Below are 23,941 nucleotides of genomic sequence, written 5' to 3' on the forward strand. Positions count from 1 at the left end.
GACCCTCTTTGGCGAGATCGATCCGCCCCAGCGGCTGCTGATGGGGCCGGGACCGGTCAACGCCCACCCCCGGGTGCTGCGCGCCATGTCGGCCGATCTGCTGGGCCAGTTCGATCCCGAGATGACCGGCTATATGAACCAGGTCATGGCGCTCTATCGCCCGATTTTCGGCACGCATAATCGCTGGACCATGCTGGTGGACGGCACCGCGCGCGCGGGGATAGAGGCGGCGCTGGTCAGCCTGGTCGCGCCGGGCGACACGGTGCTGGTGGTGAACTTCGGCCGGTTCGGGCTGCTGCTGGGCGAGATATTGGGCCGCATCGGCGCGGTGATCGAGACGGTCGACGCGCCCTGGGGCGAGGTCGTGCCGCTGGACGCCATCGCCGCCGCCATCGAACGGACCGCGCCCAAAGTGGTCGCCACCATCCATGGCGATACCTCCACCACCATGGCGCAGCCGCTCGATGGGCTGGGCGATCTCTGCCATGCGGCGGGCGCTCTGCTCTATGTCGATGCGACCGCGACGATCGGGGGCATGGAACTGGCCAGCGACCGCTGGGGCGCGGACATCGTTACCGGCGGCCTGCAAAAATGCCTGGGCGGCCCTTCCGGATCGGCCCCCATCACCATTTCCGATCGCGCGGCCGACCATATCTTCACCCGCCGCCATACCGAAGCGGGCATCCGCGCCCCCGGCATGGTCGATGGCAGCGGCCCGCGCATCGGCTCCAACTATTTCGATCTCGCCATGATCATGGATTATTGGAGCGAGAAGCGGCTCAACCATCATACCGAGGCGACCTCGATGCTCTATGCCGCGCGCGAATGCGCCCGGATCATGCTGGGCGAAGGGCTGGAGGCGCGCTATGCCCGCCATGCCGCCGCCAGCCGGGCGATGAGCGCCGGGCTGCGCGCCATGGGTCTCACCCTCTTTGGCGAGGATGCCCATCGCATGACCAATGTGACCGGCGTCTATATTCCCGAGGGCGTGGATGGCGATCGGGTGCGCACCGCGATGCGCGAGACGTTCGAGATCGAGATCGGCACCGCCTTCGGTCCGCTCGCCGGGCGCATCTGGCGGATCGGGGCGATGGGTTATAACGCCATGCAGCACAAGATATTGATCACGCTGGGCGCACTGGAAGCCTGCCTGCGGATGGAAGGCTATCGCCTGCCTGCGGGCGCGGCGGTGACGGCGGCGATAGAGGCGTGGCGCGCATGAGCGATCCCCGTGATCTGATCGGCTATGGCCAAACCCCGCCCGATCCGCGCTGGCCCGGCGGGGCCAGGATCGCCGTGCAGTTTGTCGTCAACTATGAGGAAGGGGCGGAGAACAGCGTCCTCAATGGCGACAAGGGGTCCGAAGCCTTCCTGTCCGAAATGGTCGGCGCGCACAGCCATCCTGATCGGGCGATGGCGATGGAGAGCCTCTATGAATATGGCGGCCGCGCCGGCTTCTGGCGGCTGCACCGGCTCTTCACCGATCGCGGCCTGCCGGTCACGGTCTTCGGCGTCGCCAACGCCATGGCGATGAACCCGCAGGCGGTTGAGGCGATGCTGGCCGCCGATTGGGAGATCGCCAGCCACGGCCTCAAATGGATCGACTATCAAAGCGTGCCCGAAGACGTCGAGCGGGATCATATCGCGCAGGCGATCGCGCTGCACGAAAAGCTGACCGGCAGCCGGCCGCTCGGCTGGTATCAGGGCCGCACATCGCCCAACACGGCGCGCCTGATCCGCGAGGAAGGCGGCTTTACCTATGACGCCGACAGCTATGCCGACGATCTGCCTTATTATCATCAGGGCCAGCTGATCGTCCCTTACACGCTCGACGCCAACGATATGAAGATGGTGGCCTATAACGGCTTTACCGAGGGCGAGCAGTTCTTCCGCTATCTGCGCGATACGTTCGACCAGCTGGCGCAAGAAGGCGGGCGGATGATGTCGGTCGGCCTGCATGGCCGCATCGCCGGGCGTCCCGGCCGCGCCCGCGCGCTCGCCCGGTTCCTCGATCATGTCACCGTCAGCGGCGACGCCTGGGTCGCGCGCCGCATCGACATCGCCCGCCATTGGATGGAGGTTCACCCGCTATGAAAATCGACGACCCCGATCTGCTTGCCGAAATGACCGCGGCCTTCGCCGAATATGAGCGCGCGCTGATGGAGGATGACATCCCGGCCATGGACGCGCTGTTCCACGACGCGCCCACCACCAACCGCTATGGCGTGGGCGAGGTGCTCTACGGCATCGACGCCATCCGCGCCTTCCGCAAGGGCCGCGGCGGATCCCCCCAGCGCACCCTCGGCAAGGTCGCCATCACCATATATGGCGACAATTTCGCGACGGCCGACGCAGAGTTCTTCCGCAACAACAACGACCGCCGTGGTCGCCAAACCCAAAGCTGGGTCAAGTTCCCCGATGGATGGAAGGTCGTCTCAGCCCATGTATCCCTCGAGGGAAACACACATTGAGCGCGCTGTTCGAACATAGCCCCTGGATCGAGGCGCGCGCCAACGCGCGACCGTCATCCGGCGATCGCTGGGCGGATCTGATGGCGGTGGTCCACAGCGCCAGCAGCGAGGAACAGATGGCCCTGATCCGCGCCCATCCCGAACTGGCGGGCAAGGCGGCGATCGACAAGACGCTGACCGAAGCGTCAGCGGCCGAACAGGCGAGCGCCGGGCTGGATCGCCTGACGCCGCAGGAATATGTGCGCTTTCATGACCTCAACGCCGCCTATCAGGATCGCTTCGATTTTCCGTTCATCATCTGCGTGCGACTGACCGACAAGGCGGGTATATTGGCGGCCATGGAACAGCGGCTGCGCCATGATCGCGACGCCGAGATCGCAACCGCAATCGAACAGATTGGCGAAATCGTGCGCCTGCGCCTGAAGGACATGGCGGCATGAACGGGCTGGCTGCGCTGGAGACGGACCTCGCCCGGCAACTGAGCCTGATCGGCTTTGGCGGCGCGGACTGGACGCGGGCGCGCGCCCATCCACAAGGCCATGTCCATGACGTCGTCATCGTCGGCGGAGGACAGAGCGGGCTGGCCGCCGCCTTTGGCCTGTTGCGCGAGCGTGTGTCCAACATATTGATTATCGACGAAAGCCCCGAAGGCTTTGAAGGCCCGTGGGAAAGCTATGCGCGGATGATCACGCTGCGCACGCCCAAGACGCTCAATCCCATCGACTTCGGCGTGCCCGCGCTCACCTATCGCGCCTGGTGGGAGGCGCAGCACGGCGCGCAGAGCTGGGACGCGGTGGACAAGATCGCGCGCGGCGACTGGATGGAGTATCTGCGCTGGTATCGCCGGGTGCTGGCCCTGCCGGTGCGTAACGAGACGCGCCTGACCCTGATCGAACCGCTGGGGAACGGCCTGCACCGGCTGCATCTGGATGGACAGGAAGCTCTGCTGGCGCGCAAGGTCATATTGGCGACCGGCATTCAGGGCGGGGGCGAATGGCATACGCCTGCCATGATCCGCGACGCCCTGCCCCGCAGCCTTTATGCCCATACCAGCGAGGCGATCGACTATGCCGCGCTGGCGGGCAAGCGGATCGGCATATTGGGCGGCGGCGCATCCGCCTTCGACAATGCGAACCATGCCCTGTCGCTGGGCGTGGCGCAGGCGCATGTCTTCATCCGCCGCGCGATATTGCCACGCATCAACCCCATCCGCTTCATGGAGCGGGTCGGCTTCACCGGACGCTACCCCGCTTTGTCGGATGCGGAAAAATATGCGGTGATGGCGAGCTTCCTTGGCCACAACCAGCCGCCGACCAACGACACGTTCGCGCGGGCGGCCAGTTGGCCCGGTTTCGACCTGCATCTGGGATCGCCATGGATCGCGTGCGAACAACGAAATGGACAGGTGCGCGTCATGACGCCGCAGGGGCATCATGACTTTGATTTCGTGGTGCTTTCAACCGGACTGATCAGCGATCCCGGCCTGCGCCCGGAACTGTCTCAGATCGCGCCGCATATTGCGCGCTGGGCCGATCGCTACACACCGCCTGCAGGCGATGCCAATGCCCTGATCGACGCGCATCCCTATCTTGGCCCCGGTTTCGAACTGACACCGCGTGAAGAAGGCGATGCGACGCAGCTTCATGGTCTGTTCGCCTTCAACTATTCTGCGCTCATCAGCCTTGGCCTTTCCGCCTCCGCCTTGTCGGGGCTTCAGACCGCGCTGCCCCGCCTGATCCGGGGTGTGACCGATCAGCTGTTTCTGGACGATCGGGACGCGCTGATCGCCGATCTGATCGCCTATGACGAAAATGAATTTCTGGGCCAATGGCCCCGTCAGGAGGCGGCGGAATGACCAGCCTGTCCACCCATGTCCTCGACACCGCCCATGGCTGCCCGGCTGAAGGCGTGTCGCTGCAACTGCTGTCCGACACCGGAGCGTTGCTGTTCGCCGGAACAACCAATGCGGACGGCCGCTGCCCCGGCATCCCGCCGATCGAACCGGGCCGCTATCGGATAAGTTTCGCGGTCGCCGCTTATTATCGGGCGCGCGGCACGATGCTGGCCGATCCGCCCTTTCTGGACATCGTCACTGTCGACTTCGGTGTCGCGGACGAAGGCCATTATCATGTCCCGCTGCTGGTATCGCCCTATGGCTATTCCACCTATCGGGGCAGTTGAGATGAGCGGCGTTCATTTTCTGCTGGATGGCGCGATCGTCGAGATTGCGGATGTCGATCCGACGGCCACGCTGCTGGACCATCTGCGCTATCGCATGGGGCGCACCGGCACCAAGGAAGGCTGTGCCGAGGGCGATTGCGGCGCCTGCACCGTGCTGATCGGCGAACTGACAGGCGACGCGATCGACTGGCGCGCGGTCAATGCCTGCATCCTGTTCCTGCCGATGCTGCATGGCAAGGCGCTGATGACGGTCGAAAGTCTGGGGCCGGAGAAAGCGCTCAATCCCCTGCAATCCTGCATGGCGGCCAATGGCAGTTCGCAATGCGGTTTCTGCACGCCTGGCTTCGTCATGTCGCTGCATGGCCGCTGCATCGGCGCGCGCGGGCATGAATTGCCGGTCGGCGATGTGCTGGCGGGCAATTTGTGCCGTTGCACCGGCTATGGCCCAATATTGGAGGCGGCCGAAAAGGTGCCGTCGCTGTCGCACGACGATGCCGCAACGATCGCAGCATTGGAAAGACTGGCGTCAGATGAAACGGTGTCGGGCCAGTATGGCGACCGGCGCTGGTTCATCCCCCGCACCGTCGAGGCGCTGGCCGATTTGCTGGCGAAACATCCCGACGCGCGGCTGGTGGCGGGGGCGACCGACGTTGGCCTGTGGGTGACGAAGGGGCTGCGCACGCTGGAAACGCTGATCTTCATCGGCGGCATCCCCGAATTGCAGCAGATGACCGAAAACCGGGATGGCCTGACCATTGGCGCCGGGGTGCGTTACGCCGACGCCCATGCCGCCTTTGCCCGTCTGCACCCGGATATGGGCGAACTGGTGCGGCGGATCGGCGGGTTGCAGGTGCGCAATGCCGGCACGGTTGGCGGCAACATCGCCAACGGATCCCCGATCGGCGACGGTCCACCGGCGCTGATCGCACTAGGCGCGACGCTGACTCTGCGCAGCGCCATGGGGCGGCGGACGATGCCGCTGGAGGAGTATTTCCTGGCCTATGGCCAGCAGGATCGCCGTCCGTTCGAGTTCATGGAAAGCATCCATGTGCCCCGTCCGGCACCGACCGACATCATCCTGATCGGCAAGTTGTCGCGGCGGTTCGACAGCGATATTTCGGCAGTGTGCGGCGCGATCATGCTGCGCATGGAGGGCGGTCGGATCGCGGACACGCGCGTCGCCTTTGGCGGCATGGCGGCCACGCCCCGCCGTGCTGCAACGTGCGAGGCCGCATTGATCGGCCAGCCTTTCAGCGAAGCCGCCATCGACAGCGCCATTGCGGCCCTGAACGAGGATTATAGTCCGCTGAGCGATGTGCGCGGCAGCGCCGCCTACCGCATCGAAGCGGCGGCCAGCCTGTTCCGGCGACTGTGGCACCGGGAAGCCGGCGCGGCCGTGTCGCTGCTGGCGCTGGAGGCGGAACATGGCTGAGCGCGATCCCGTCTGGCCAGCGCTGGCCAAGCCGTCCAATCCGCATGACAGCGCGCCGCTGCATGTCAGCGGCCTCGCCCGCTATGCCGACGACCTGCCCGAACCGGCAGCCATGCTGCACCTTGCCTTCGGGCAGAGCAGCCAGGCCCATGCGCGCATCACCGCGATCGACCTGTCGGCCGTGCGCGCCGCGCCGGGCGTAGTGGCGGTCTATACCGCCGCCGACATTCCCGGCGCCAATGACGTCAGTCCCGTCGCGGGCGACGACCGATTGCTGGCCGACGGCGAGGTGCTGTTCGTGGGGCAACCCATTTTCCTGATCGCGGCCACCAGCCAGCGCGCCGCGCGGCAGGCGGCACGCCTCGGCAAGATCGACTATGATCCCCTCCCCGCGCATCTGAGCGTCGAACAGGCGCGCGCCGCCGCCTCTTTGATCGAACCGACCCAGCATATGGCGCGCGGCGATGCTGATGCGGCGCTGGACGCCGCACCGCTGCGCCTGGCCGGCGGTTTCGACATGGGCGGTCAGGATCATTTCTATCTGGAGGGGCAGGTCGCGGTCGCGACACCGGGCGAGGATGGGCAGATGCATGTCCTCTCTTCCACCCAGCATCCCAGCGAAGTGCAGCATCTGGTCGCCCATATGCTCCACCGCAGTTCTGCCGATGTGACGGTGGAGGTGCGGCGCATGGGCGGCGCATTCGGCGGCAAGGAAACGCAGGCCGCCCTCTTCGCCGCAGCCGCCGCGCTGGTCGCGCACAAGACCGGACGCCCGGCCAAGTTCCGCTGCGACCGCGACGACGACATGGTGATGACCGGCAAGCGCCATGATTTCCGCGTCGATTATGAGGCGGGTTTTGACGGCCAGGGGCATGTTCTCGCTCTCAAGCTTCGCCTCGCCTCCCGCTGTGGCGCGACCGTGGACCTGTCGCCTGCAATCAACGATCGGGCGATGTTCCATGCCGATAATTGCTATTATCTGCCTGCTATCACGATCGCGTCGGAACGGCTGAAGACCCATATGGTGTCCGCCACCGCCTTTCGCGGATTTGGCGGGCCGCAGGGCATGCTGGCGATCGAGCGGATCATGGACGATGTCGCCGCGCATCTGGGCGTCGATCCGCTCAGCGTCCGCATCGCCAATCTTTATGGTCCCGGTCGCGACGTCACCCCTTATGGCATGACGATTACGGACGATATTGCGCCGCAACTGATCGCGCGGCTGCGCGCCGATGCCCGTTATGATGCGCGGCGGGAGGCGATCGCCGCCTTCAATGCAGCCAATCCGGTGCTCAAGAAAGGCATTGCGCTGACCCCGGTGCGCTTTGGCATCAGCTTCACCACCACTCACCTCAATCAGGCGGGTGCGCTGGTCCATGTTTATGCCGATGGCAGCATCCAGATCAATCATGGCGGCACCGAAATGGGCCAGGGCCTGTATATCAAGGTGGCGCAGGTGGTGGCCGATGTATTTGCCGTACCGGTCGGGCAGGTGCGTATCACCGCGACTCGCACCGACAAGGTGCCCAACACCTCCGCCACGGCCGCATCGTCTGGCGCGGACCTCAATGGCATGGCCGCCTATAATGCGGCGATGACGATCCGGGATCGATTGACCGCCTTTGCCGCGCGCAGCTTCGGCTGTGCGGAGGAGGCCGTTCATTTCACGCCGGACGGCGTGCAGGTCGGCCCCGAACAGATCGACTTCGGCGCGCTCGCGCGCAAGGCGCATATGGGGCGCATCTCGCTATCCTCGACCGGCTATTATGCGACGCCCGACATCGCCTATGACCGCGCCGCGCATAAGGGGCGGCCATTCTATTATTTCGCCTATGGCGCGGCGGTGGCGGAAGTCGCGATCGATACGCTGACCGGCGAGCATAAGGTGCTGGCGGTCGATATATTGCATGATGTCGGCAAATCGCTGAACCCCGTCATCGACATCGGCCAGATCGAGGGCGGCTTCCTGCAAGGACAGGGCTGGCTGACCACCGAGGAGCTGGTGTGGGACGACAAGGGCCGGCTGCTGACCCACTCCCCCGCCACCTACAAGATCCCGACCGCGTCGGACCGGCCCCGCCATCTGTCCATCCGCCTGTGGGATGGAGAGAATGTGCAACCGACCATCAACCGGTCCAAGGCCGTGGGCGAGCCGCCCTTCATGCTGGCCAATTCGGTTTTTTCTGCGCTCAATCAGGCGATTGCCGCGACCGCACCGAACAAGCGCGCCCTGCCCGCGCTCGACGCGCCGGCCACGCCCGAACGCATATTGCGCGCGATTGCGAGCAACCGCGCAGCATGAGCGAATGGCTGACATGGATCACGGACGTCGCGACGCAGGAACCCGCCGCGCTGGTCAGCGTGCTGGCGAGCGAGGGATCGGCTCCGCGTGGCGCGGGCACGCGCATGCTGGTCAGCGCCGACCGGCTGTTCGGTACGATCGGCGGCGGTCAGCTGGAGCATCGGGCGATAGAGCAGGCGCGCGCCATATTGGATTTGCCGCCGGGCCATTGGCGGGTTCAGGATTATCCGCTCGGCCCGTTACTTGGCCAATGTTGCGGCGGGCGGGTGCGGTTGCTGATCGAACATGTCGATCCGGCCTCGCTCGACTGGCTGACCGATGCAGCCGAAGAACGGGTGCTGGTGTCCACCCTGACCGCCGGCGGGATCAATCGGCATGTCAGCGCGCAGGCCGCGCCGACCGCTTTGTCGGCGCGGGGCGATCGTCCACGCGAAGGCATGGTCTTTGCCGAAATTATCGGCCAGCGTCGTCGCCCGCTCTATCTGTTCGGCGCGGGCCATGTCGGGCAGGCGATCGCCCGCCATACTCAGCCGCTACCTTTCCGCCTCGCCTGGTTCGACACCCGACCGCTGTTCGAGACGATCGACGGCGTCGCCATCGTGCCGGAGGATGCGATCACCCAATGCGTCGCCGAAGCGCCCGATGATGCGGCGATGCTGATCCTGACCCATGACCATGGGCTGGACTATCATCTCACGCGCGCCACGCTGGCGCGTGGTCCGATCGCCTTCGTGGGCCTGATCGGATCGCAGACCAAACGCGCGCGCTTTCACAGCCGGCTGGAGCGCGACGGCCTATCCGAAGCGGCGCGCGCGCGCCTGACCTGTCCGATCGGCGTCGCCGGCGTCACCGGCAAGGAGCCGGACGTCATCGCCATCGCCGCCCTCGCCCAACTCTTGCAACTGGAGCGCCCATGACCGTCCGGGCCTTTCGCGGTGAAATAGTGTCCGTTCCCCATGATCCGTTGACCGACCCGCAGGCGGTGCGCCACGACCCGGACGGGATGCTGGTAGTCGAAGATGGCATCATCATCGATCGCGGCGCTTATGCCGCTCTCGCGCCGCGCTATGGGGATGTTCCGGTCGACATGCTGCCGGGACTGATCGTACCGGGCTTCATCGACGCCCATATCCATTATCCGCAGATGGACCGGATCGCCTCCCATGGCGAACAGTTGCTCGACTGGCTGGACCGGCATATCTTCCCGGCGGAAAAGGCGTTCGCCGATCGCGCCCATGCCGATCATGTCGCCGGGCTGTTTCTGGACGAATTGCTGCGTAACGGCACCACCAGCGCGCTGGTCTTCCCCACCGTCCACGCCCATTCGGTCGACGCGCTGTTCGAGGCGGCACTGGACCGCAACATGCGGATCATCTCCGGCAAGGTGCTGATGGACCTTGGTCCCGATGGTCTGGCGGACACTGTGGATAGCGCGCGCGCCCAGAGCGATGCGCTGATCCGCTATTGGCGCGGCAAGGCGCGTCTGGGCTATGCCGTGACGCCGCGCTTTGCGCTGACATCGTCGGAAGAGCAGTTGCAGGCCGCGGGACAATTGCTGGTCGATCATCCCGATGTGCTGATGCACACCCATCTGGCGGAAAATGAGCGGGAATGCGCGGAAGTCGCGGCCCGCTTCACCCAGGCGGCCGACTATCTCGACGCCTATGATCGCTTTGGCCTGGTCGGCGACCGATCCGTCTTTGCCCATGGCATCCATCTGTCCGATCGCGCCTGCGCACGCATGCATGAAAGCGGCGCAGGGGTCGCGGTCTGCCCGACGTCCAACCTGTTTCTGGGATCAGGCTTCTTCGATTTTACGCAGGCGGCGCGGCATGGGCTGAAGCTGGGCCTTGGCACCGATGTCGGCGCAGGCACCAGCTTTTCGATGCTGCATACGGCTGGTGTCGCCTATCAGGCCGGGTTGATGCGCGGGCATCGGCTCGATCCGTTCCGGGCCCTCCACCTCGCCACCGCGGGCAGCGCGGCGCTGCTGCATATCGCAGACAAGGTGGGTGGGCTGATGCCGGGACAGGAAGCCGATTTCGTTGTGCTGAACCCGGCCGCCACGCCGCTGCTGGCGCGCAGAACCGCCGGCGCGGACCTTGCCGAACGGCTTTTTGCGTTGCAAATATTGGGTGACGACCGGGCGATCGCAAGCACCTATGTCATGGGCGAACGGGCGGCGTGTTGATGATGGAAAGATTATGACGATCAAGCTCATCTGCCTGGATGCCGACGATACGCTCTGGCACAATATGCGCCATTTCAACGCGACCGAAGAAGCGCTGGTGGCGATGCTCCAGCCCTTCGCCGACGATCATGTCACGCGCGAACGGCTGATCACCTGCGAAACGCGCAACCTGAAACTCTATGGCTATGGCGCCAAGGGCTTTACCCTGTCGATGATCGAGACGGCAGTGGAGCTGGCCGGCGATCATCTGTCCAAATCGCTGATCGCGGACATTCTTGCCGCCGGGCGGACCCTGCTCGCTCATCCGGTCGAACTGTTCGACGACGTATATGAAACGCTCGAAACCCTGTCCGAACTCGGCCGGCTGGTGCTGGTGACGAAGGGCGACCTGCTGCATCAGGAAAGCAAGCTGGCCGCCTCTGGGCTGGGCGATCTGTTCAGCGGGATCGAAATCGTCAGCGACAAGAAGCCCGAAACCTTCACCCGCATCTTCGCCCAATATGGCGTCGCGGCGCAGGAAGCGGTGATGGCGGGCGACTCGCTGCGTTCGGACATCAACCCCGCGCTGGAGGCCGGCGCCTGGGCCGCCTATATCCCGCAGGAAGGCGCGTGGGCGCATGAAATGGGCCATGTGCCCGAAGGCCATGCCCATTTCCGCCTGCTCGACCGGCTGGGTGACCTGCCCGACTGGGTCCGGTCGATCGCCTGAATCAGACGTCGTTGTCGCCCAGCCAATGTTCGGTGCGCGGCGGTAGATACTGGGCGATCCGGTCCAGCATCACCTCCGGGTCTTTTTCCACCAGCAGCATCGCGCGATGCTCGGGCTTCAGAAAACCTTCGGCCACGACATGGTCGATGAAACCCGACATGCCGCTGTAGAAGCCGTTGACGTCCAGCATGCCGACCGGCTTGGCATGATAGCCAAGCTGCGACCAGCACCAGGCTTCGAACATTTCCTCGAATGTGCCGATGCCGCCCGGCAGGGTCACGAACCCGTCGGCCAGCTTCGCCATCAGCGCCTTGCGCTCATGCATGGTCTGCACGACGTGGAGTTCGCTGATGCCCTGATGATCATGCTCGCGCGCGCGCAGCGCTTCGGGGATCACACCGATCACTTCCCCGCCCGCAGCGCAGGCCGCATCGGCCACCACGCCCATCAGGCCAACCGTGCCGCCGCCATAGACAAGGCCGATGCCCCGCTTCGCCAACAAGGTGCCGAACGCTTCCGCCGCCTCGCGATAGACGGGCGAGCGGCCCGGCGAGGAACCCAGGAACACGCAAATCCGCATCCGCCCGTCGCGGCCAAGAGCCTCCATGCTCAGGACAGCCTCTCAGGCACGGACAGGGCTTCTTCGACAATGTCGTCGTTCGCGCCGACCGATTCCCAGGGGAAGACGAACCAGCGCTTGTCGCTGTCGCGGTCGATCATGCTCGCCCAATAATCCACCGTCTGGCGTGACCGGCTGTTGTTCATCAGCACCGCGAAGCGCAGATTGTCCTGGGCGCAGCCATTGTCGGCCAGCAGGCGGCGGATATAGTCGATCGTGCCGCCGCTGTCGTTGATGTCATCCACGAACAGCAGCTTCACGCCCGCCGCGCTCTTGGCCGCGACCTTGCCCAGCAATTCGTCGGCAAAACCCGGCACCTTGCTGCTATGGTCAATCGAGAGCATGGGCAGCTTCAATTGATGCGAGATATAGACCGCCGGCACCAGTCCGCCGCGCCCGATGCCGATGATGAAGTCGGGCGTCCAGTCGCCGCTGCCGACCTGCCGCGCAACCGTCTGCACATCAGCAAGGAAGGCGTCATAGGCGATATAGAAAAGTTCGGGTTGTTCGGTGTTGCTCATGAAAAGCGAATCCAGTTGGCGGAAATTGAGATAAACATGCCGATTATCCTGCCGGGGCCAAGGGGGCAATCGGCGCTGGCGCGGATCAGATGTCGTTCCGCTCGATCGACGCGGGATAGCTGAGTTGCGCGAAGCCGCTCTCAATCTCGCCTAGGACGATGCCCGCCGCATAGGAGGATGTGCGCGCCGTCGCGGTGCACAGCGCCAGCGTCATCGGCCGCAATACCGTATCGGAAATGCGGGTGAAGGACAGGAGGCCGCGCTGCACTTCGGTAATGACGTCGAGCGATGTGAGAATGCCGATCCCAACGCCCTGCAACACCAGCGACGTGATCATCTGGATATTGTCCGACGTCACGGTGCGGTCGATCTGAAGTCCGGTCGTTCCTTCCAGCACGGCAATCTGCTGGCACACCGCCAGCGGTTCGGCAGGCACGATCAGCGGCGATCCGGCGCAGGCGGAAAAGCGCGCCTCGCGCCGGTCGCCAAAGGGATGGCCGGCAGGCGTGAGGAAGCCCAGAACCACCTCGACAAAGGAACGCACCGTCAGGTCGCGATAGGATTGCGGTTCGAACAATATGCCGAAATCGACTTCCCCGTCCGCGATCGCCTGACGCACCTTGTCATTTTCCAGCACCCGGACACCAATCGTAATGCCCGGATAGCGGCTCTGGATCGCGCGAATGGCGTTGGGGATATAGCCTTTGGCCAGCGCGTCGATGATCGCAATATCGACATGACCGCGCTTCAGCCCCCGCAAATCCTCGATCTGGGCGCGCACATCCGTCAGATTTTTCTGCCAGCGCGTGCCGGCCGCCATCATGATTTCCCCCGCGGCGGTCAACCGCAGGCCGGTCGGCAGCCGTTCGAACAGCGGCATGCCGATGTCCGCTTCGACATTCAAAATCTGCCGGTCGATCGCGGAAGCGGAGATATTCAGTTCATCCGCCGCCTTGCGGATGGAACCCAGCCGACCGACCGCCATGAAGTAACGCAGGAATCGCGAAAATGCCGGCATGGACGCTCTCTATTTTTTGCAACGCTCTGTCTAATTCATTGCGTTTGATCGCAACAGGTCAAGTCCTTACTCGCACCGCAAGGAAATTTGGGGGCGCGGGCATAGATGGGCAGAGGGTTTCGGACGAGCACAGTGCTGGCCGCCTTCGCCTCGGCAGCGCTCCTGGCTCCAATCGGCAGCTTTGCCGCCGAGCCGCCCGTTCCTGCCCTGCCCGCTGTCAAACCGATCCCAGTGAAGGTCATCGTCGTCGCCAATTTCGAACCGGGCGAGGACAAGGGCGATGCGCCGGGCGAATTCCAGTTCTGGGCAGAGCGCGAGAAGCTGGACGAAGTGATCCCGATAAAGGGGGCGCTGCATCCGTTGCGGCGCAACGCTGACGGGCTTTACGGCATGTGCTGGGGCAGCCCGGACACGATGCTGGGTGGCGTGGCCGAACAATTGATGAGCCTGCTGCTCGATCCGCGCTTCGATTTCAGCAAGACCTATTGGCTGTTCACCGGCATTTCCGGCGTCGACCCCGAACTGGCTTCGGTCGGCAGCGCGGCCTGGTCGCGCTGGGTGGTGCAGGGCGACACACTGCGCGAATTTGACGATCGCGAAGTGGCGAAAGACTGGCCCTATGGCCTGTTCGCCATCGGCGCGGACGCCCCCAACAAACTGCCCGCCAATACCGAAAGCTTCGCCGGCTTCACCGATACGGGCAAGCTGGCCATGTCGGTCAAGTTGAACCAGAGCCTGGCGCAATGGGCCTATGACCGCACCAAGGATGTGGTCATTCCCGACAGCCCGGCCCTGCAAAAGGCGCGCGCTGCGTGGAAAGGCTATCCGAACGCGCAAAAGCCGCCTTTCGTGCTGATGGGCGAGACGCTGGGATCGGTACGCTACTGGCATGGCCCCGGCCGCACCCAATGGGCGCGCGATTGGGTGAAGCTGTGGACCGGCGGCAAGGGCCGCTTCGCCATGACCAATATGGAAAGCCAGTCGCTGGCCGGCGCGATGGCGATCGCGGCGAAGCAGGGGCTAGTCGATCCTGCACGCGTGCTGGTGCTGCGCACCGGCAGCAATCCTTCCATGCCCCCGCCCGGCCGCTCCGCCGTGGAAAGCGTGGCCGATGAAGGCGCTGGCCAGATCGCCGCATTCGAAGCCAATTATCGCGTCGGCGTGCCGGTGGTGCATGAATTGCTAAGCCACTGGGACGTCTACAAGGATCAGGTGCCAGGAGCCGAGCCTCAGTGAAGCCCGGCCTTGCTCTCTTCACCTCTCTGGCGGCTCTATCGCCTGTAGCTGCGCAGGCGCAGTCGGGCGAGGCGACGGCGTCCGCCCTATTCAACAGGCTGCTGGACAATCCGCCGGCGCTGCGCGTTTTCCTGAAGGCCATGCCCAAGGGCGGCGACCTGCATAATCATCTGGGCGGCACGCCCTATGCCGAAGATTATCTGCGCTGGGCGGCCGATGCCGACCTGTGCGTCGATGAAGGCGGCACAGCGATCGTCGCTCCGCCCTGCCCCGATGATCGGCGGCTAAGATATTTGGGCGAGCGCGCACCCTTTGCCTTTGGCAAGCTGATCGACGCCATGTCGACACGTGGGCTGCAACGCGGCGTGGGCACCAATGACGCGTCGGGACATACCCAATTTTTCTCTAGCTTCGAACGGTTCGGGCCAGAGGCGCCGAACACCGAAGCGGGCAGCATGGTTGTAGCACGACAGGTCGCGGCGGGGGATCGGGTCGCCTATGTCGAACTGACCCACAATCCCGCCGCGCTGATCGCTGCGACGCTCGGCGCGGCCACCACGCCGCTCGACGCCAGCAGTCTTGCCGCCTTTTACGATCGCACGATGCGCGACGCCAAGCCGATCATCGATCGCGCCATCGCCGAACTGGACGCCCATGAAGCGGCGGCGCGTAAGACATTGGCCTGCGACGGCGCGCGGCCCGATCCGGGGTGCGGCGTCACTATCCGCTATCTTGCCTGGGGATGGCGCGACCTGCCGCCGACGCAAGCCTTCACCTCGCTGATCCTGGCCTTTGCGCTGGCGGATCGCGATCCGCGCTATGTCGGCATCAACATCGTCCAGCCTGAAGACTGGGTGATCGCGCTGCGCGATTATGATCTGCACATGGCGATGATCCGCTTCCTGCGGCAGCGCCATCCCCGCGTGCATCGCACGCTGCATGCCGGCGAACTGGCGTTCGGCCTGGTCCCGCCCGCCGCGCTGCGCGACCATATTGCCAAGGCGATCGACGCCGGCGCCGAACGGATCGGCCATGGCACCGCTATCGCCTATGAGGATCACGCCGCCACAACGATGCAGCGCATGGCGCGCGACCATATTAGCGTGGAAATCAACCTTAGCAGCAATGATGTCATATTGGGCGTGAAGGGCGATGCCCATCCCCTGCGCCTGTATCGGCGCATGGGTGTGCCGGTGATGCTGTCGACCGACGATCAGGGCATATTGCGCACCGACATGACCAACGAATATCTGCGCGCCGCGCGCGAGCAGGGCCTGTCCTATGCCGACCTCAAGGAGATGGCGCGCACCAGCCTGGAGCAGGCGTTCATCGCGGGTGAAAGCCTCTGGCTCGATGGGCGGATTGGCCCCCTCGTCGCCCCCTGCGCCGGCACGCTGACTACGCCTGAGTGCCGCGCCCTGGCGAAACGCAGCCCGAAGGCGGCGCTCCAGCTAAAACTGGAAGAAGATTTCAAGCAGTTTGAAGATGTTACCGCTCCATCCCTGATCAATATGGCAAGACCTTGAGCAGTTATGGCGCGACAATGAGAGATAGCAGAAAAGAATAAGACATTTTCTTTGCGGTGATGCGCCAACAATATTAGCATGATGCATCGCAGCATTTCAATTTGTCATGGGAGAGGCAGACAGCAGGGAAACCGGCTGGCGGAGCTGTGGGGTTTTGCGCTTCGCCGCCTTTAAAAGGGGGTTATAAGATGGCGAATTATCTGCCTTTTTACCGTCGTTCGCGTAAAGTTGCGGCGCAGCATAAGCGGAGCATCGCGCTCGGCCTCGCGCTTCTCTCCTGCACGGCGCTCAGTTCCGTTGCGCAGGCGCAGGCGCCCGAACCCGCCGACGCCGTGGATGCGCCGGCCGACATCGTCGTCACCGGCGCGCTGGACGCGCTGCCGGTCAAGAATGTCGGCTCCATCTTCGGCTTCGACAAGACGATCCTGGAAACGCCGCGCTCCGCCTCGACCATCTCCAAGGAACAGATCGAACGCTTCGGCATCACCGACATTTATGATCTGGTGGCGCAGGCTCCCGGCACCTTCACCAACAGCTTCTTTGGCGTCGGCGGCGCGCTCGACATTCGCGGCACGCCCGGCGAAGTCTACTTCCGGGGCATGCGCCGGCTCGACAATCCGGGCAATTATCCCACTCCGATCGCCGCATCGGACCGCATCGACATCGTCCGCGGCCCGGCATCGCCCATCTATGGCCCATCCAAGACCGGCGGCTATATGAACTTCGTGCCGAAGTCCGCGCGCGTCGCCGACGGCAAGCTGCGCGACAAGGCGTCGGGCGAACTCAGCTACACCCGTGGCAGCTGGGACATGAACATCTTCAAGGGCGAGGTGTCCGGCCCGCTCAAGATTGGCGAGCAGGAATTCGGCTACAGCCTGTTCGGCCAATATGAAGATGATGGCAGCTATTATCGCAACATGGGCACCAAGCAATATGTGTTGCAGGGTGCGTTCGACACCGACCTCAGCGATCATGTCCGCATCGAATGGGGCGGCCAGTATCAGAATTTCAAGGGCCAGCAAAATGGCGGCTGGAACCGCCTGACGCAGGACCTGGTCGACAATGGCACCTATATCACCGGCCAGGCCAAGCCGCTCGACACCAATGGCGATGGCCAATTGTCGCAACAGGAATTCAGTTCGGTCATCCCCGGCGGCTTTGCGGTGTTCGGTGGATTCCAGTGCGGCGGCGGCGTATTTGCCGCGTCGATCACCGACGCCTGCTTCACCGGCTCCCCCTATAACGCGATGAACCTGGTCAACACCGGCACCACCAAATTGAGCCGCCGTGACACGCTGACCGGCAAGGACGACAAGCTCAACAACAAGGGCACCACGCTCTATTTCGATACGATCTTCACATCGGACAGCGGCTTTGAGCTGAAGAACCAGGCCTTCTACGACAGCTACAAGAACCTCAACGAAAACGCCTATGGCTTCTCGCAATTCCATGACAGTTGGGTGGTCGAGGACAAGATCGTCGCGTCCAAGACGTTCGAAAGCGACGTGGGCAAATTCGCGTTCCAGCTATCGCCCTCGGTCCGCTACACCAGCTTCAAGCATGGCGACGACTTCAACTATGAATATTTCCACCGCGTCGACCTGACCGTCGGTTATGACGCGCTGTCCGACCGTCTGTTGTCGACCGAATGCGATTGCGATTACACCAACAATGTCGTCGGCCATTATACCGACCTCGCCTTTGCGGGCCTGGCCGATCTCGACTTCGCCTTCGGCCTGGATGTGACGCTGGGCGCCCGCTACGACCATCTGGACGTCAAGGCGACCAACATCGTGTCGAAGCTGGAAGCGCCCGATCCCGATCCGCGCAACAACAATGCCAGCGGCAGCAAGGGGGCATGGTCCTGGTCGGCCAGCGCCAATTACAAGCTGCCCTTCGGCCTCGTCCCTTATGGCACGATCGCCAAGCAATCGACCGTCATCGCCGGTCAGGGCGCGGAAATCTATCCGACCGACGTGTTGGCCGGCACCTATATTTCCGCCTCGAAACTCTATGAAGGCGGCATCAAGGGCAGCTGGCTGGACAACACGCTCTATGCCGCCGTGTCGGTCTACAAACAGAAGCGCACCGACTATAATGTCCAGTCGATCACGGTGAACCAGTCGGTCGAAACCAAGGGGCTGGAAGCGGAAATGCGCTGGGCGGTGGACAAGCATCTGCTGATCACCGGCGCCTACACCCACACCAATGTCTATAATCTGACCGCGCTGCATGACGGCACGCTGTTCAGCTTCTTCGGCATCGACGATCTGGTCAATGTTACCGACCCGACCCTCTATCTGGGCGGCCAGCCGATCGGTCTGGTGCCGATTAACAGCAAGAGCGACTCCAAGCGCGCGGGTATTCCCGAAAATATGTTCTCGGCGACGGCGACCTACGCCTTCGACTTCGGCCTCGCCCTGTCGGGCAGCGTCGTCCATGTCGACTCTGTTTATTCGGGTCAGAGCCAGGCGGTGAAGCTGCCCGCCTACACCACGGCGGACATCAGCGCTTCGTTCGAAACCGGGCCGATGCTGTTCCGGCTGGTGGTCAAAAACGCCACCAACGAGAAATATTTCCGCGCCAACTTCACCGAATTGTTCGGCAGCACCATCGTCCTGCCGGAACGGCCGCGCAGCTTCCAGGCGTCGGTCGTCTATAAATTCTGATCTGCTTCGGGGGAGCGCGGCGATGCTGCGCTCCCCCTTTCTTTTTATCGGAAGGTTGCTGCTTGTTTCTCTCCCCATTCCGTCGCCTGCTCTTGATCGCCTGCGCCTGTCTGGCCGGCGTCAATACGGCCTCCGCCGCCGTTCCCAATGTCGAAGCAGCGCTGGCCTGCGCGCCGACAACCCCCTGCGCCAGCCCCCTGCCTGTCCGCATGGTTATCGTCACCATGTTCGAAATCGGCGCGGACAGCGGCGATGCGCCGGGCGAATTTCAGCTCTGGAAGGAAAGGCGCAAACTCGACACGCGTATTCCCTTCCCGCAGGGCTATCATGATCTCCATTACAACCCGGACAGCCAGATATTGGCGATGGTGACGGGCGTGGGCACCGCCCGATCCGCTACCGCGACCATGGCGCTGGGCCTCGACCCGCGCTTCGATCTGTCCAAATCCTATTGGCTGGTGGCGGGCATAGCCGGGATCGACCCGGAAGACGCATCGATCGGGTCGGCTGCCTGGGCCCGCTACAGCGTGGATGGCGATCTGGTTCATGAAGTCGATGCGCGGGAAATCCCGAAGGACTGGCCGTCGGGTTTCTTCCCGCTCGACAAAAATGGTCCGCATGACAAAAGTCCGCCCATCACCGAAGGCCGGGTCTTCGCACTCAATCCCAAGTTGGCCGACTGGGCTTTCGCGCTGACCAGGGACACGCCCATTCCCGACGACGCCGGCATCCAGAAGGAGCGCGCGAGCTATAGCGGCTATCCCAATGCGCAAAAGCCGCCCTTCGTCCTGATCGGCGACCAGTTTTCGGCCATGACCTTCTGGCATGGCAAGCTGATGAACCAGTGGGCCAACGACTATGCCCGTTATGCCACCAGCGGCAAGGGCGAGTTCGTCACCTCCGCCATGGAGGAAACCGGCACGCTTCAGGCCATGACCTATCTCGACCGGGTCGGCCGGGCGAAGATGGACCGGGTGATGGTGCTGCGGTCGGGCAGCAATTATTCCATGCCGCCCGATGGCGTGTCCGCCGCCGACAATCTGATGCGCGAGAATGAAGGCTATTCCGGCATGCGCGCCTCGCTCGAAAGCCTGTATCTGGTGGGATCGAAGGTAGTCGACGAATTGCTGGGCCATTGGGACCGTTACGAGAAGGCACCGCCGCAATGACCGCCGCGCCGATTGCCTTGACCGATGCCCTCCCCTCGCCGCCCGGGGGAATCACGACGGCGCAGGCGCGCGATCCCGATCATTTTCCTGGCCTGGCCATCGCCATCCCGCTGGGCATTCAGCATGTGCTGGCGATGTTCGTCAGCAACATCACACCGGCGATCATCATCGCGGGCGCGGCCGGTTTCGGCTATGGATCGGCGGATCCGAGCGCGCTCATCTACATGATCCAGATGGCGATGCTGTTTGCGGGCGTCGCCACCCTGCTCCAGACGGTGGGCGTCGGCCCCGTCGGCGCACGCCTGCCGCTGGTGCAGGGCACCAGTTTCGCCTTTCTCCCCGTCATCATCCCCATCTGTTCCGGACGCGGGGTGGAGGCGATGGCCGAACTGACGGCGGCCGCGCTGTGCGGTGGGCTGTTTCACAGCGTCCTCAGCATGTTCGTCGGCCGCATCCGCTTCGCCCTGCCACCGATGGTGACGGGACTGGTGGTGTTGATGATCGCCCTGTCGCTGATGCGGGTGGGCATCCAATATGCCGCCGGCGGCGTCGCGACGCAGGGCACGCCAGCCTATGGCGCGGGCGCAAGCTGGTTGCTGGCCGGCGTAGTCATCGTCACGACGCTGGGCCTCAGCTTCTTCGGGCGCGGTATGTGGTCGACGGCATCGGTGCTTCTGGGCCTGCTCGCCGGCTATGCCGTGGCGATCGCCATGGGGCGCGTATCGATGGCGGCGGTCGCATCAGCCGATCTGATCATGCTGCCCGATCCGTTTCATTTCGGCTTTGCCCTCTCCGCCTCCGCCATATTCGGCTTTTGCCTGATGGGATTCATCTCCGCGATCGAATCCATCGCCGATGTGTCCGCCATATGCGAAGGCAATATCGGCCGCCCGGCGCGCGACAGCGAACTGATCGGCGCGACGGCGGCGGACGGGGTCGGCACGGCCTTTGGCGCGCTGTTCGGAGCGATGCCCAATACCAGTTTCAGCCAGAATGTCGGCCTGATCGCCATGACCGGCGTCGTCAGCCGCCATGTCGTGACGATCGGCGCGCTGTTCCTGATCCTCTGCGGCCTGCTGCCCAAGGTCGGCGCAGCGATCACCACCGTGCCAATCGAGGTATTGGGCGGGGGCGTCATCCTAATGTTCGGCATGGTCGCATCCGCCGCGTTATCGATGTTGCAGGCGGTGGAATGGACCCAGCGCAACATGATGATCTTCGGCCTGGCGCTGTCGGCGGGCATCGGGCTGGAATTGGAGCCTGCCGCCCTTTCCCACCTGCCTGAAGCCGCGCGCATCATCCTGTCGTCAGGCGTGCTGCCCGCCGCGCTGATTGCGGTCATCCTCAACCTGCTGGTGCCCGGCCGCCATGCTGACGCAAAATGACTTACGGTCCGTCAGATGACGGTCGCGCGTTGGCGCGCGCCTCGATCCAGGGGCTATGTTCGAACAGCGCGCTCAATGTGTGTTTCCCTCGAGGGATACATGGGCTGAGACGACCTTCCATCCATCGGGGAACTTGACCCAGCTTTGGGTTTGGCGACCACGGCGGTCGTTGTTGTTGCGGAAGAACTCTGCGTCGGCCGTCGCGAAATTGTCGCCATATATGGTGATGGCGACCTTGCCGAGGGTGCGCTGGGGGGATCCGCCGCGGCCCTTGCGGAAGGCGCGGATGGCGTCGATGCCGTAGAGCACCTCGCCCACGCCATAGCGGTTGGTGGTGGGCGCGTCGTGGAACAGCGCGTCCATGGCCGGGATGTCATCCTCCATCAGCGCGCGCTCATATTCGGCGAAGGCCGCGGTCATTTCGGCAAGCAGATCGGGGTCGTCGATTTTCATAGCGGGTGAACCTCCATCCAATGGCGGGCGATGTCGATGCGGCGCGCGACCCAGGCGTCGCCGCTGACGGTGACATGATCGAGGAACCGGGCGAGCGCGCGGGCGCGGCCGGGACGCCCGGCGATGCGGCCATGCAGGCCGACCGACATCATCCGCCCGCCTTCTTGCGCCAGCTGGTCGAACGTATCGCGCAGATAGCGGAAGAACTGCTCGCCCTCGGTAAAGCCGTTATAGGCCACCATCTTCATATCGTTGGCGTCGAGCGTGTAAGGGACGATCAGCTGGCCCTGATGATAATAAGGCAGATCGTCGGCATAGCTGTCGGCGTCATAGGTAAAGCCGCCTTCCTCGCGGATCAGGCGCGCCGTGTTGGGCGATGTGCGGCCCTGATACCAGCCGAGCGGCCGGCTGCCGGTCAGCTTTTCGTGCAGCGCGATCGCCTGCGCGATATGATCCCGCTCGACGTCTTCGGGCACGCTTTGATAGTCGATCCATTTGAGGCCGTGGCTGGCGATCTCCCAATCGGCGGCCAGCATCGCCTCAACCGCCTGCGGGTTCATCGCCATGGCGTTGGCGACGCCGAAGACCGTGACCGGCAGGCCGCGATCGGTGAAGAGCCGGTGCAGCCGCCAGAAGCCGGCGCGGCCGCCATATTCATAGAGGCTCTCCATCGCCATCGCCCGATCAGGATGGCTGTGCGCGCCGACCATTTCGGACAGGAAGGCTTCGGACCCCTTGTCGCCATTGAGGACGCTGTTCTCCGCCCCTTCCTCATAGTTGACGACAAACTGCACGGCGATCCTGGCCCCGCCGGGCCAGCGCGGATCGGGCGGGGTTTGGCCATAGCCGATCAGATCACGGGGATCGCTCATGCGCGCCACGCCTCTATCGCCGCCGTCACCGCCGCGCCCGCAGGCAGGCGATAGCCTTCCATCCGCAGGCAGGCTTCCAGTGCGCCCAGCGTGATCAATATCTTGTGCTGCATGGCGTTATAACCCATCGCCCCGATCCGCCAGATGCGCCCGGCGAGCGGACCGAAGGCGGTGCCGATCTCGATCTCGAACGTCTCGCGCATCGCGGTGCGCACCCGATCGCCATCCACGCCCTCGGGAATATAGACGCCGGTCACATTGGTCATGCGATGGGCATCCTCGCCAAAGAGGGTGAGACCCATGGCGCGCAGCCCGGCGCTCATCGCCCGGCTGGCGGCGGCATGGCGGGCATAGCGCGCCTCCAGCCCTTCGCCCAGCATGATCCGGGCGCATTCGCGCGCGGCATAGAGCATCGAGGTCGCCTCGGTATGATGGTTGAGCCGCTTCTCGCTCCAATAATCCATGATCATGGCGAGATCGAAATAGTTGGAGCCGATGCGCGGGCCGCTGCCATCGACCATGCCGGGGGCGCGGATGCCCGCTTCGGTATGGCGGCGGGTGAAGATATGGTCGGCCGCGCGATCGGAAATGGTGATGGGGGCCGATCCGGAAGGGCCGCCCAGGCATTTTTGCAGGCCGCCGGTAACGATGTCCGCGCCCCAGCGGTCGCTGGCCAGTTCCATGCCCCCGATCGTCGCGGTCGCATCGACATAGAGCAGAGCGCCCGCCGCATGGCAGAGATCGCCCAGCCCATCGAGCGGCTGCGCCATGGTGGTGGAGGTATCGCCATGGATGGTGGCGACCACTTTGGGCGCGGTCCGTTCGATGGCGGCGGCGATGGCGTCCAGCGGCACGACCTCGCCCCAGGGCGCGTCGACCGTCTCGATCACCGCGCCGATGCGGCCCAATATCTCGCCCAGCAGCAGCCCGAACCGGCCGAAGTTCACCACCAGCACCGTGTCGCCCGGCGCGACCAGGCTGACCAGCGCCGCCTCTATCCCCGCGCGCGCGGTGCCGTCCACCAGCATGGTCCAGCGATTATGCGTGCCGAAAATCGGGCGATAGAGCGCCATGACCTGGTTCATATAGCCGGTCATCTCGGGATCGAACTGGCCCAGCAGATCGGCCGACATGGCGCGCAGCACCCGGGGGTGGGCGTTGACCGGTCCCGGCCCCATCAGCAGCCG

At 64.2% G+C, this 23,941-nt stretch carries 22 protein-coding genes; 16 read left to right on the top strand and 6 right to left on the bottom strand.

Annotation, left to right across the window (positions count from 1 at the left end; all coding sequences use genetic code 11):
- Positions 1-40: 40 nt before the first annotated feature.
- Genes ACFOKF_RS11750 through ACFOKF_RS11800 form a run of 11 tightly spaced genes read left to right on the top strand, consistent with a single transcriptional unit; the run spans position 41 to position 11,286 of the window.
- On the top strand, positions 41-1,222 hold the full coding sequence (locus ACFOKF_RS11750; protein WP_380797765.1) for a pyridoxal-phosphate-dependent aminotransferase family protein: 1,182 nt from the start codon (positions 41-43) through the stop codon (positions 1,220-1,222).
- Positions 1,219-2,094 carry an allantoinase PuuE gene (gene puuE / locus ACFOKF_RS11755; RefSeq protein ID WP_380795829.1) on the top strand — a complete coding sequence of 292 codons (876 nt, stop codon included), beginning with the start codon at positions 1,219-1,221 and terminating at the stop codon, positions 2,092-2,094. Before ACFOKF_RS11750 ends, puuE (ACFOKF_RS11755) begins: the two co-directional genes overlap by 4 nt.
- Positions 2,091-2,471 (top strand): oxalurate catabolism protein HpxZ, encoded by a 381-nt coding sequence (gene hpxZ / locus ACFOKF_RS11760; RefSeq protein ID WP_380795830.1) that lies wholly within the window; start codon positions 2,091-2,093, stop codon positions 2,469-2,471. Before puuE (ACFOKF_RS11755) ends, hpxZ (ACFOKF_RS11760) begins: the two co-directional genes overlap by 4 nt.
- Positions 2,468-2,911, top strand: a complete 444-nt coding sequence (uraD, locus tag ACFOKF_RS11765) for a 2-oxo-4-hydroxy-4-carboxy-5-ureidoimidazoline decarboxylase (RefSeq protein WP_380795832.1) — start codon at positions 2,468-2,470, stop codon at positions 2,909-2,911. The genes hpxZ (ACFOKF_RS11760) and uraD overlap by 4 nt, the downstream gene beginning before the upstream one ends.
- Entirely contained in the window at positions 2,908-4,326 is a 1,419-nt protein-coding gene (locus ACFOKF_RS11770) for an FAD/NAD(P)-binding protein (protein WP_380795834.1), read from the top strand. Before uraD ends, ACFOKF_RS11770 begins: the two co-directional genes overlap by 4 nt.
- A complete protein-coding gene (gene uraH, locus ACFOKF_RS11775) occupies positions 4,323-4,652 on the top strand; it encodes a hydroxyisourate hydrolase (RefSeq protein ID WP_380795835.1) in 330 nt (109 codons plus the stop codon). The genes ACFOKF_RS11770 and uraH overlap by 4 nt, the downstream gene beginning before the upstream one ends.
- 1 nt (position 4,653) lies before the next feature.
- On the top strand, positions 4,654-6,084 hold the full coding sequence (gene xdhA, locus ACFOKF_RS11780) for a xanthine dehydrogenase small subunit (RefSeq protein WP_380795837.1): 1,431 nt from the start codon (positions 4,654-4,656) through the stop codon (positions 6,082-6,084).
- Positions 6,077-8,386 (top strand): xanthine dehydrogenase molybdopterin binding subunit, encoded by a 2,310-nt coding sequence (gene xdhB / locus ACFOKF_RS11785; RefSeq protein ID WP_380795839.1) that lies wholly within the window; start codon positions 6,077-6,079, stop codon positions 8,384-8,386. Before xdhA ends, xdhB begins: the two co-directional genes overlap by 8 nt.
- Positions 8,383-9,303, top strand: a complete 921-nt coding sequence (gene xdhC / locus ACFOKF_RS11790; RefSeq protein ID WP_380795840.1) for a xanthine dehydrogenase accessory protein XdhC — start codon at positions 8,383-8,385, stop codon at positions 9,301-9,303. The genes xdhB and xdhC overlap by 4 nt, the downstream gene beginning before the upstream one ends.
- Positions 9,300-10,577 (top strand): guanine deaminase, encoded by a 1,278-nt coding sequence (gene guaD, locus ACFOKF_RS11795; protein ID WP_380795841.1) that lies wholly within the window; start codon positions 9,300-9,302, stop codon positions 10,575-10,577. The genes xdhC and guaD overlap by 4 nt, the downstream gene beginning before the upstream one ends.
- Before the next feature lie 13 nt (positions 10,578-10,590).
- Entirely contained in the window at positions 10,591-11,286 is a 696-nt protein-coding gene (locus tag ACFOKF_RS11800) for an HAD family hydrolase (protein ID WP_380795843.1), read from the top strand.
- A gap of 1 nt (position 11,287) precedes the next feature.
- On the opposite strand, the gene ACFOKF_RS11805 is transcribed toward ACFOKF_RS11800, so the two are convergent.
- From ACFOKF_RS11805 to ACFOKF_RS11815, 3 genes are all read right to left on the bottom strand, one after another.
- Positions 11,288-11,866, bottom strand: coding sequence for an LOG family protein (locus ACFOKF_RS11805; protein WP_298397725.1), 579 nt, complete (start codon positions 11,864-11,866; stop codon positions 11,288-11,290).
- A 29-nt stretch (positions 11,867-11,895) separates the two neighbouring features.
- The gene (locus ACFOKF_RS11810; protein ID WP_380795845.1) at positions 11,896-12,426 is read right to left on the bottom strand and encodes a phosphoribosyltransferase; all 531 of its coding nucleotides are present in this window, start codon (positions 12,424-12,426) and stop codon (positions 11,896-11,898) included.
- Positions 12,427-12,511: 85 nt separating this feature from the next.
- Positions 12,512-13,444: a LysR family transcriptional regulator gene (locus tag ACFOKF_RS11815; protein ID WP_380795846.1), complete on the bottom strand. Its 933-nt coding sequence runs from the start codon at positions 13,442-13,444 to the stop codon at positions 12,512-12,514.
- A gap of 132 nt (positions 13,445-13,576) precedes the next feature.
- On the opposite strand from ACFOKF_RS11815, the gene ACFOKF_RS11820 reads away from it, so the two are divergent.
- The 5 genes from ACFOKF_RS11820 to ACFOKF_RS11840 all read left to right on the top strand — a co-directional run bounded on the left by ACFOKF_RS11820 (position 13,577) and on the right by ACFOKF_RS11840 (position 21,429).
- The gene (locus ACFOKF_RS11820; RefSeq protein WP_380795847.1) at positions 13,577-14,680 is read left to right on the top strand and encodes a purine nucleoside permease; all 1,104 of its coding nucleotides are present in this window, start codon (positions 13,577-13,579) and stop codon (positions 14,678-14,680) included.
- Positions 14,677-16,206: an adenosine deaminase family protein gene (locus ACFOKF_RS11825; protein ID WP_380795849.1), complete on the top strand. Its 1,530-nt coding sequence runs from the start codon at positions 14,677-14,679 to the stop codon at positions 16,204-16,206. Before ACFOKF_RS11820 ends, ACFOKF_RS11825 begins: the two co-directional genes overlap by 4 nt.
- A gap of 188 nt (positions 16,207-16,394) precedes the next feature.
- Entirely contained in the window at positions 16,395-18,875 is a 2,481-nt protein-coding gene (locus ACFOKF_RS11830; protein ID WP_380795850.1) for a TonB-dependent siderophore receptor, read from the top strand.
- Between the two features lie 62 nt (positions 18,876-18,937).
- A complete protein-coding gene (locus ACFOKF_RS11835; protein WP_380795851.1) occupies positions 18,938-20,044 on the top strand; it encodes a purine nucleoside permease in 1,107 nt (368 codons plus the stop codon).
- Entirely contained in the window at positions 20,041-21,429 is a 1,389-nt protein-coding gene (locus ACFOKF_RS11840) for a uracil-xanthine permease family protein (protein ID WP_380795853.1), read from the top strand. The genes ACFOKF_RS11835 and ACFOKF_RS11840 overlap by 4 nt, the downstream gene beginning before the upstream one ends.
- Before the next feature lie 72 nt (positions 21,430-21,501).
- Here the strand turns inward: ACFOKF_RS11840 and hpxZ (ACFOKF_RS11845) are convergent, their stop codons facing one another.
- Genes hpxZ (ACFOKF_RS11845) through ACFOKF_RS11855 form a run of 3 tightly spaced genes read right to left on the bottom strand, consistent with a single transcriptional unit; the run spans position 21,502 to position 23,932 of the window.
- Positions 21,502-21,882, bottom strand: a complete 381-nt coding sequence (hpxZ, locus tag ACFOKF_RS11845) for an oxalurate catabolism protein HpxZ (RefSeq protein WP_380795830.1) — start codon at positions 21,880-21,882, stop codon at positions 21,502-21,504.
- Complete coding sequence (gene puuE / locus ACFOKF_RS11850) at positions 21,879-22,754, bottom strand: allantoinase PuuE (RefSeq protein WP_380795829.1); 876 nt, start codon at positions 22,752-22,754, stop codon at positions 21,879-21,881. The genes hpxZ (ACFOKF_RS11845) and puuE (ACFOKF_RS11850) overlap by 4 nt, the downstream gene beginning before the upstream one ends.
- Positions 22,751-23,932 carry a pyridoxal-phosphate-dependent aminotransferase family protein gene (locus tag ACFOKF_RS11855; protein ID WP_380797765.1) on the bottom strand — a complete coding sequence of 394 codons (1,182 nt, stop codon included), beginning with the start codon at positions 23,930-23,932 and terminating at the stop codon, positions 22,751-22,753. Before ACFOKF_RS11855 ends, puuE (ACFOKF_RS11850) begins: the two co-directional genes overlap by 4 nt.
- Positions 23,933-23,941: the final 9 nt, after the last annotated feature.

Origin of the sequence: Sphingobium rhizovicinum (genome assembly GCF_042647625.1) — a bacterium.
Classification (GTDB): Bacteria; Pseudomonadota; Alphaproteobacteria; order Sphingomonadales; family Sphingomonadaceae; genus Sphingobium; species Sphingobium rhizovicinum.

Excerpts from the sequence above, each read along its gene's own strand:
- ACFOKF_RS11750 (WP_380797765.1), top strand. The coding sequence starts at position 41 with ATGGGGCCGGGACCGGTCAACGCCCACCCCCGGGTGCTGCGCGCCATG.
- puuE (WP_380795829.1), top strand. The coding sequence starts at position 1,219 with ATGAGCGATCCCCGTGATCTGATCGGCTATGGCCAAACCCCGCCCGAT.
- hpxZ (WP_380795830.1), top strand. The coding sequence starts at position 2,091 with ATGAAAATCGACGACCCCGATCTGCTTGCCGAAATGACCGCGGCCTTC.
- ACFOKF_RS11770 (WP_380795834.1), top strand. The coding sequence starts at position 2,908 with ATGAACGGGCTGGCTGCGCTGGAGACGGACCTCGCCCGGCAACTGAGC.
- uraH (WP_380795835.1), top strand. The coding sequence starts at position 4,323 with ATGACCAGCCTGTCCACCCATGTCCTCGACACCGCCCATGGCTGCCCG.
- xdhA (WP_380795837.1), top strand. The coding sequence starts at position 4,654 with ATGAGCGGCGTTCATTTTCTGCTGGATGGCGCGATCGTCGAGATTGCG.
- xdhB (WP_380795839.1), top strand. The coding sequence starts at position 6,077 with ATGGCTGAGCGCGATCCCGTCTGGCCAGCGCTGGCCAAGCCGTCCAAT.
- xdhC (WP_380795840.1), top strand. The coding sequence starts at position 8,383 with ATGAGCGAATGGCTGACATGGATCACGGACGTCGCGACGCAGGAACCC.
- guaD (WP_380795841.1), top strand. The coding sequence starts at position 9,300 with ATGACCGTCCGGGCCTTTCGCGGTGAAATAGTGTCCGTTCCCCATGAT.
- ACFOKF_RS11800 (WP_380795843.1), top strand. The coding sequence starts at position 10,591 with ATGACGATCAAGCTCATCTGCCTGGATGCCGACGATACGCTCTGGCAC.
- ACFOKF_RS11805 (WP_298397725.1), bottom strand. The coding sequence starts at position 11,866 with ATGCGGATTTGCGTGTTCCTGGGTTCCTCGCCGGGCCGCTCGCCCGTC.
- ACFOKF_RS11810 (WP_380795845.1), bottom strand. The coding sequence starts at position 12,426 with ATGAGCAACACCGAACAACCCGAACTTTTCTATATCGCCTATGACGCC.
- ACFOKF_RS11815 (WP_380795846.1), bottom strand. The coding sequence starts at position 13,444 with ATGCCGGCATTTTCGCGATTCCTGCGTTACTTCATGGCGGTCGGTCGG.
- ACFOKF_RS11830 (WP_380795850.1), top strand. The coding sequence starts at position 16,395 with ATGGCGAATTATCTGCCTTTTTACCGTCGTTCGCGTAAAGTTGCGGCG.
- ACFOKF_RS11840 (WP_380795853.1), top strand. The coding sequence starts at position 20,041 with ATGACCGCCGCGCCGATTGCCTTGACCGATGCCCTCCCCTCGCCGCCC.
- hpxZ (WP_380795830.1), bottom strand. The coding sequence starts at position 21,882 with ATGAAAATCGACGACCCCGATCTGCTTGCCGAAATGACCGCGGCCTTC.
- puuE (WP_380795829.1), bottom strand. The coding sequence starts at position 22,754 with ATGAGCGATCCCCGTGATCTGATCGGCTATGGCCAAACCCCGCCCGAT.
- ACFOKF_RS11855 (WP_380797765.1), bottom strand. The coding sequence starts at position 23,932 with ATGGGGCCGGGACCGGTCAACGCCCACCCCCGGGTGCTGCGCGCCATG.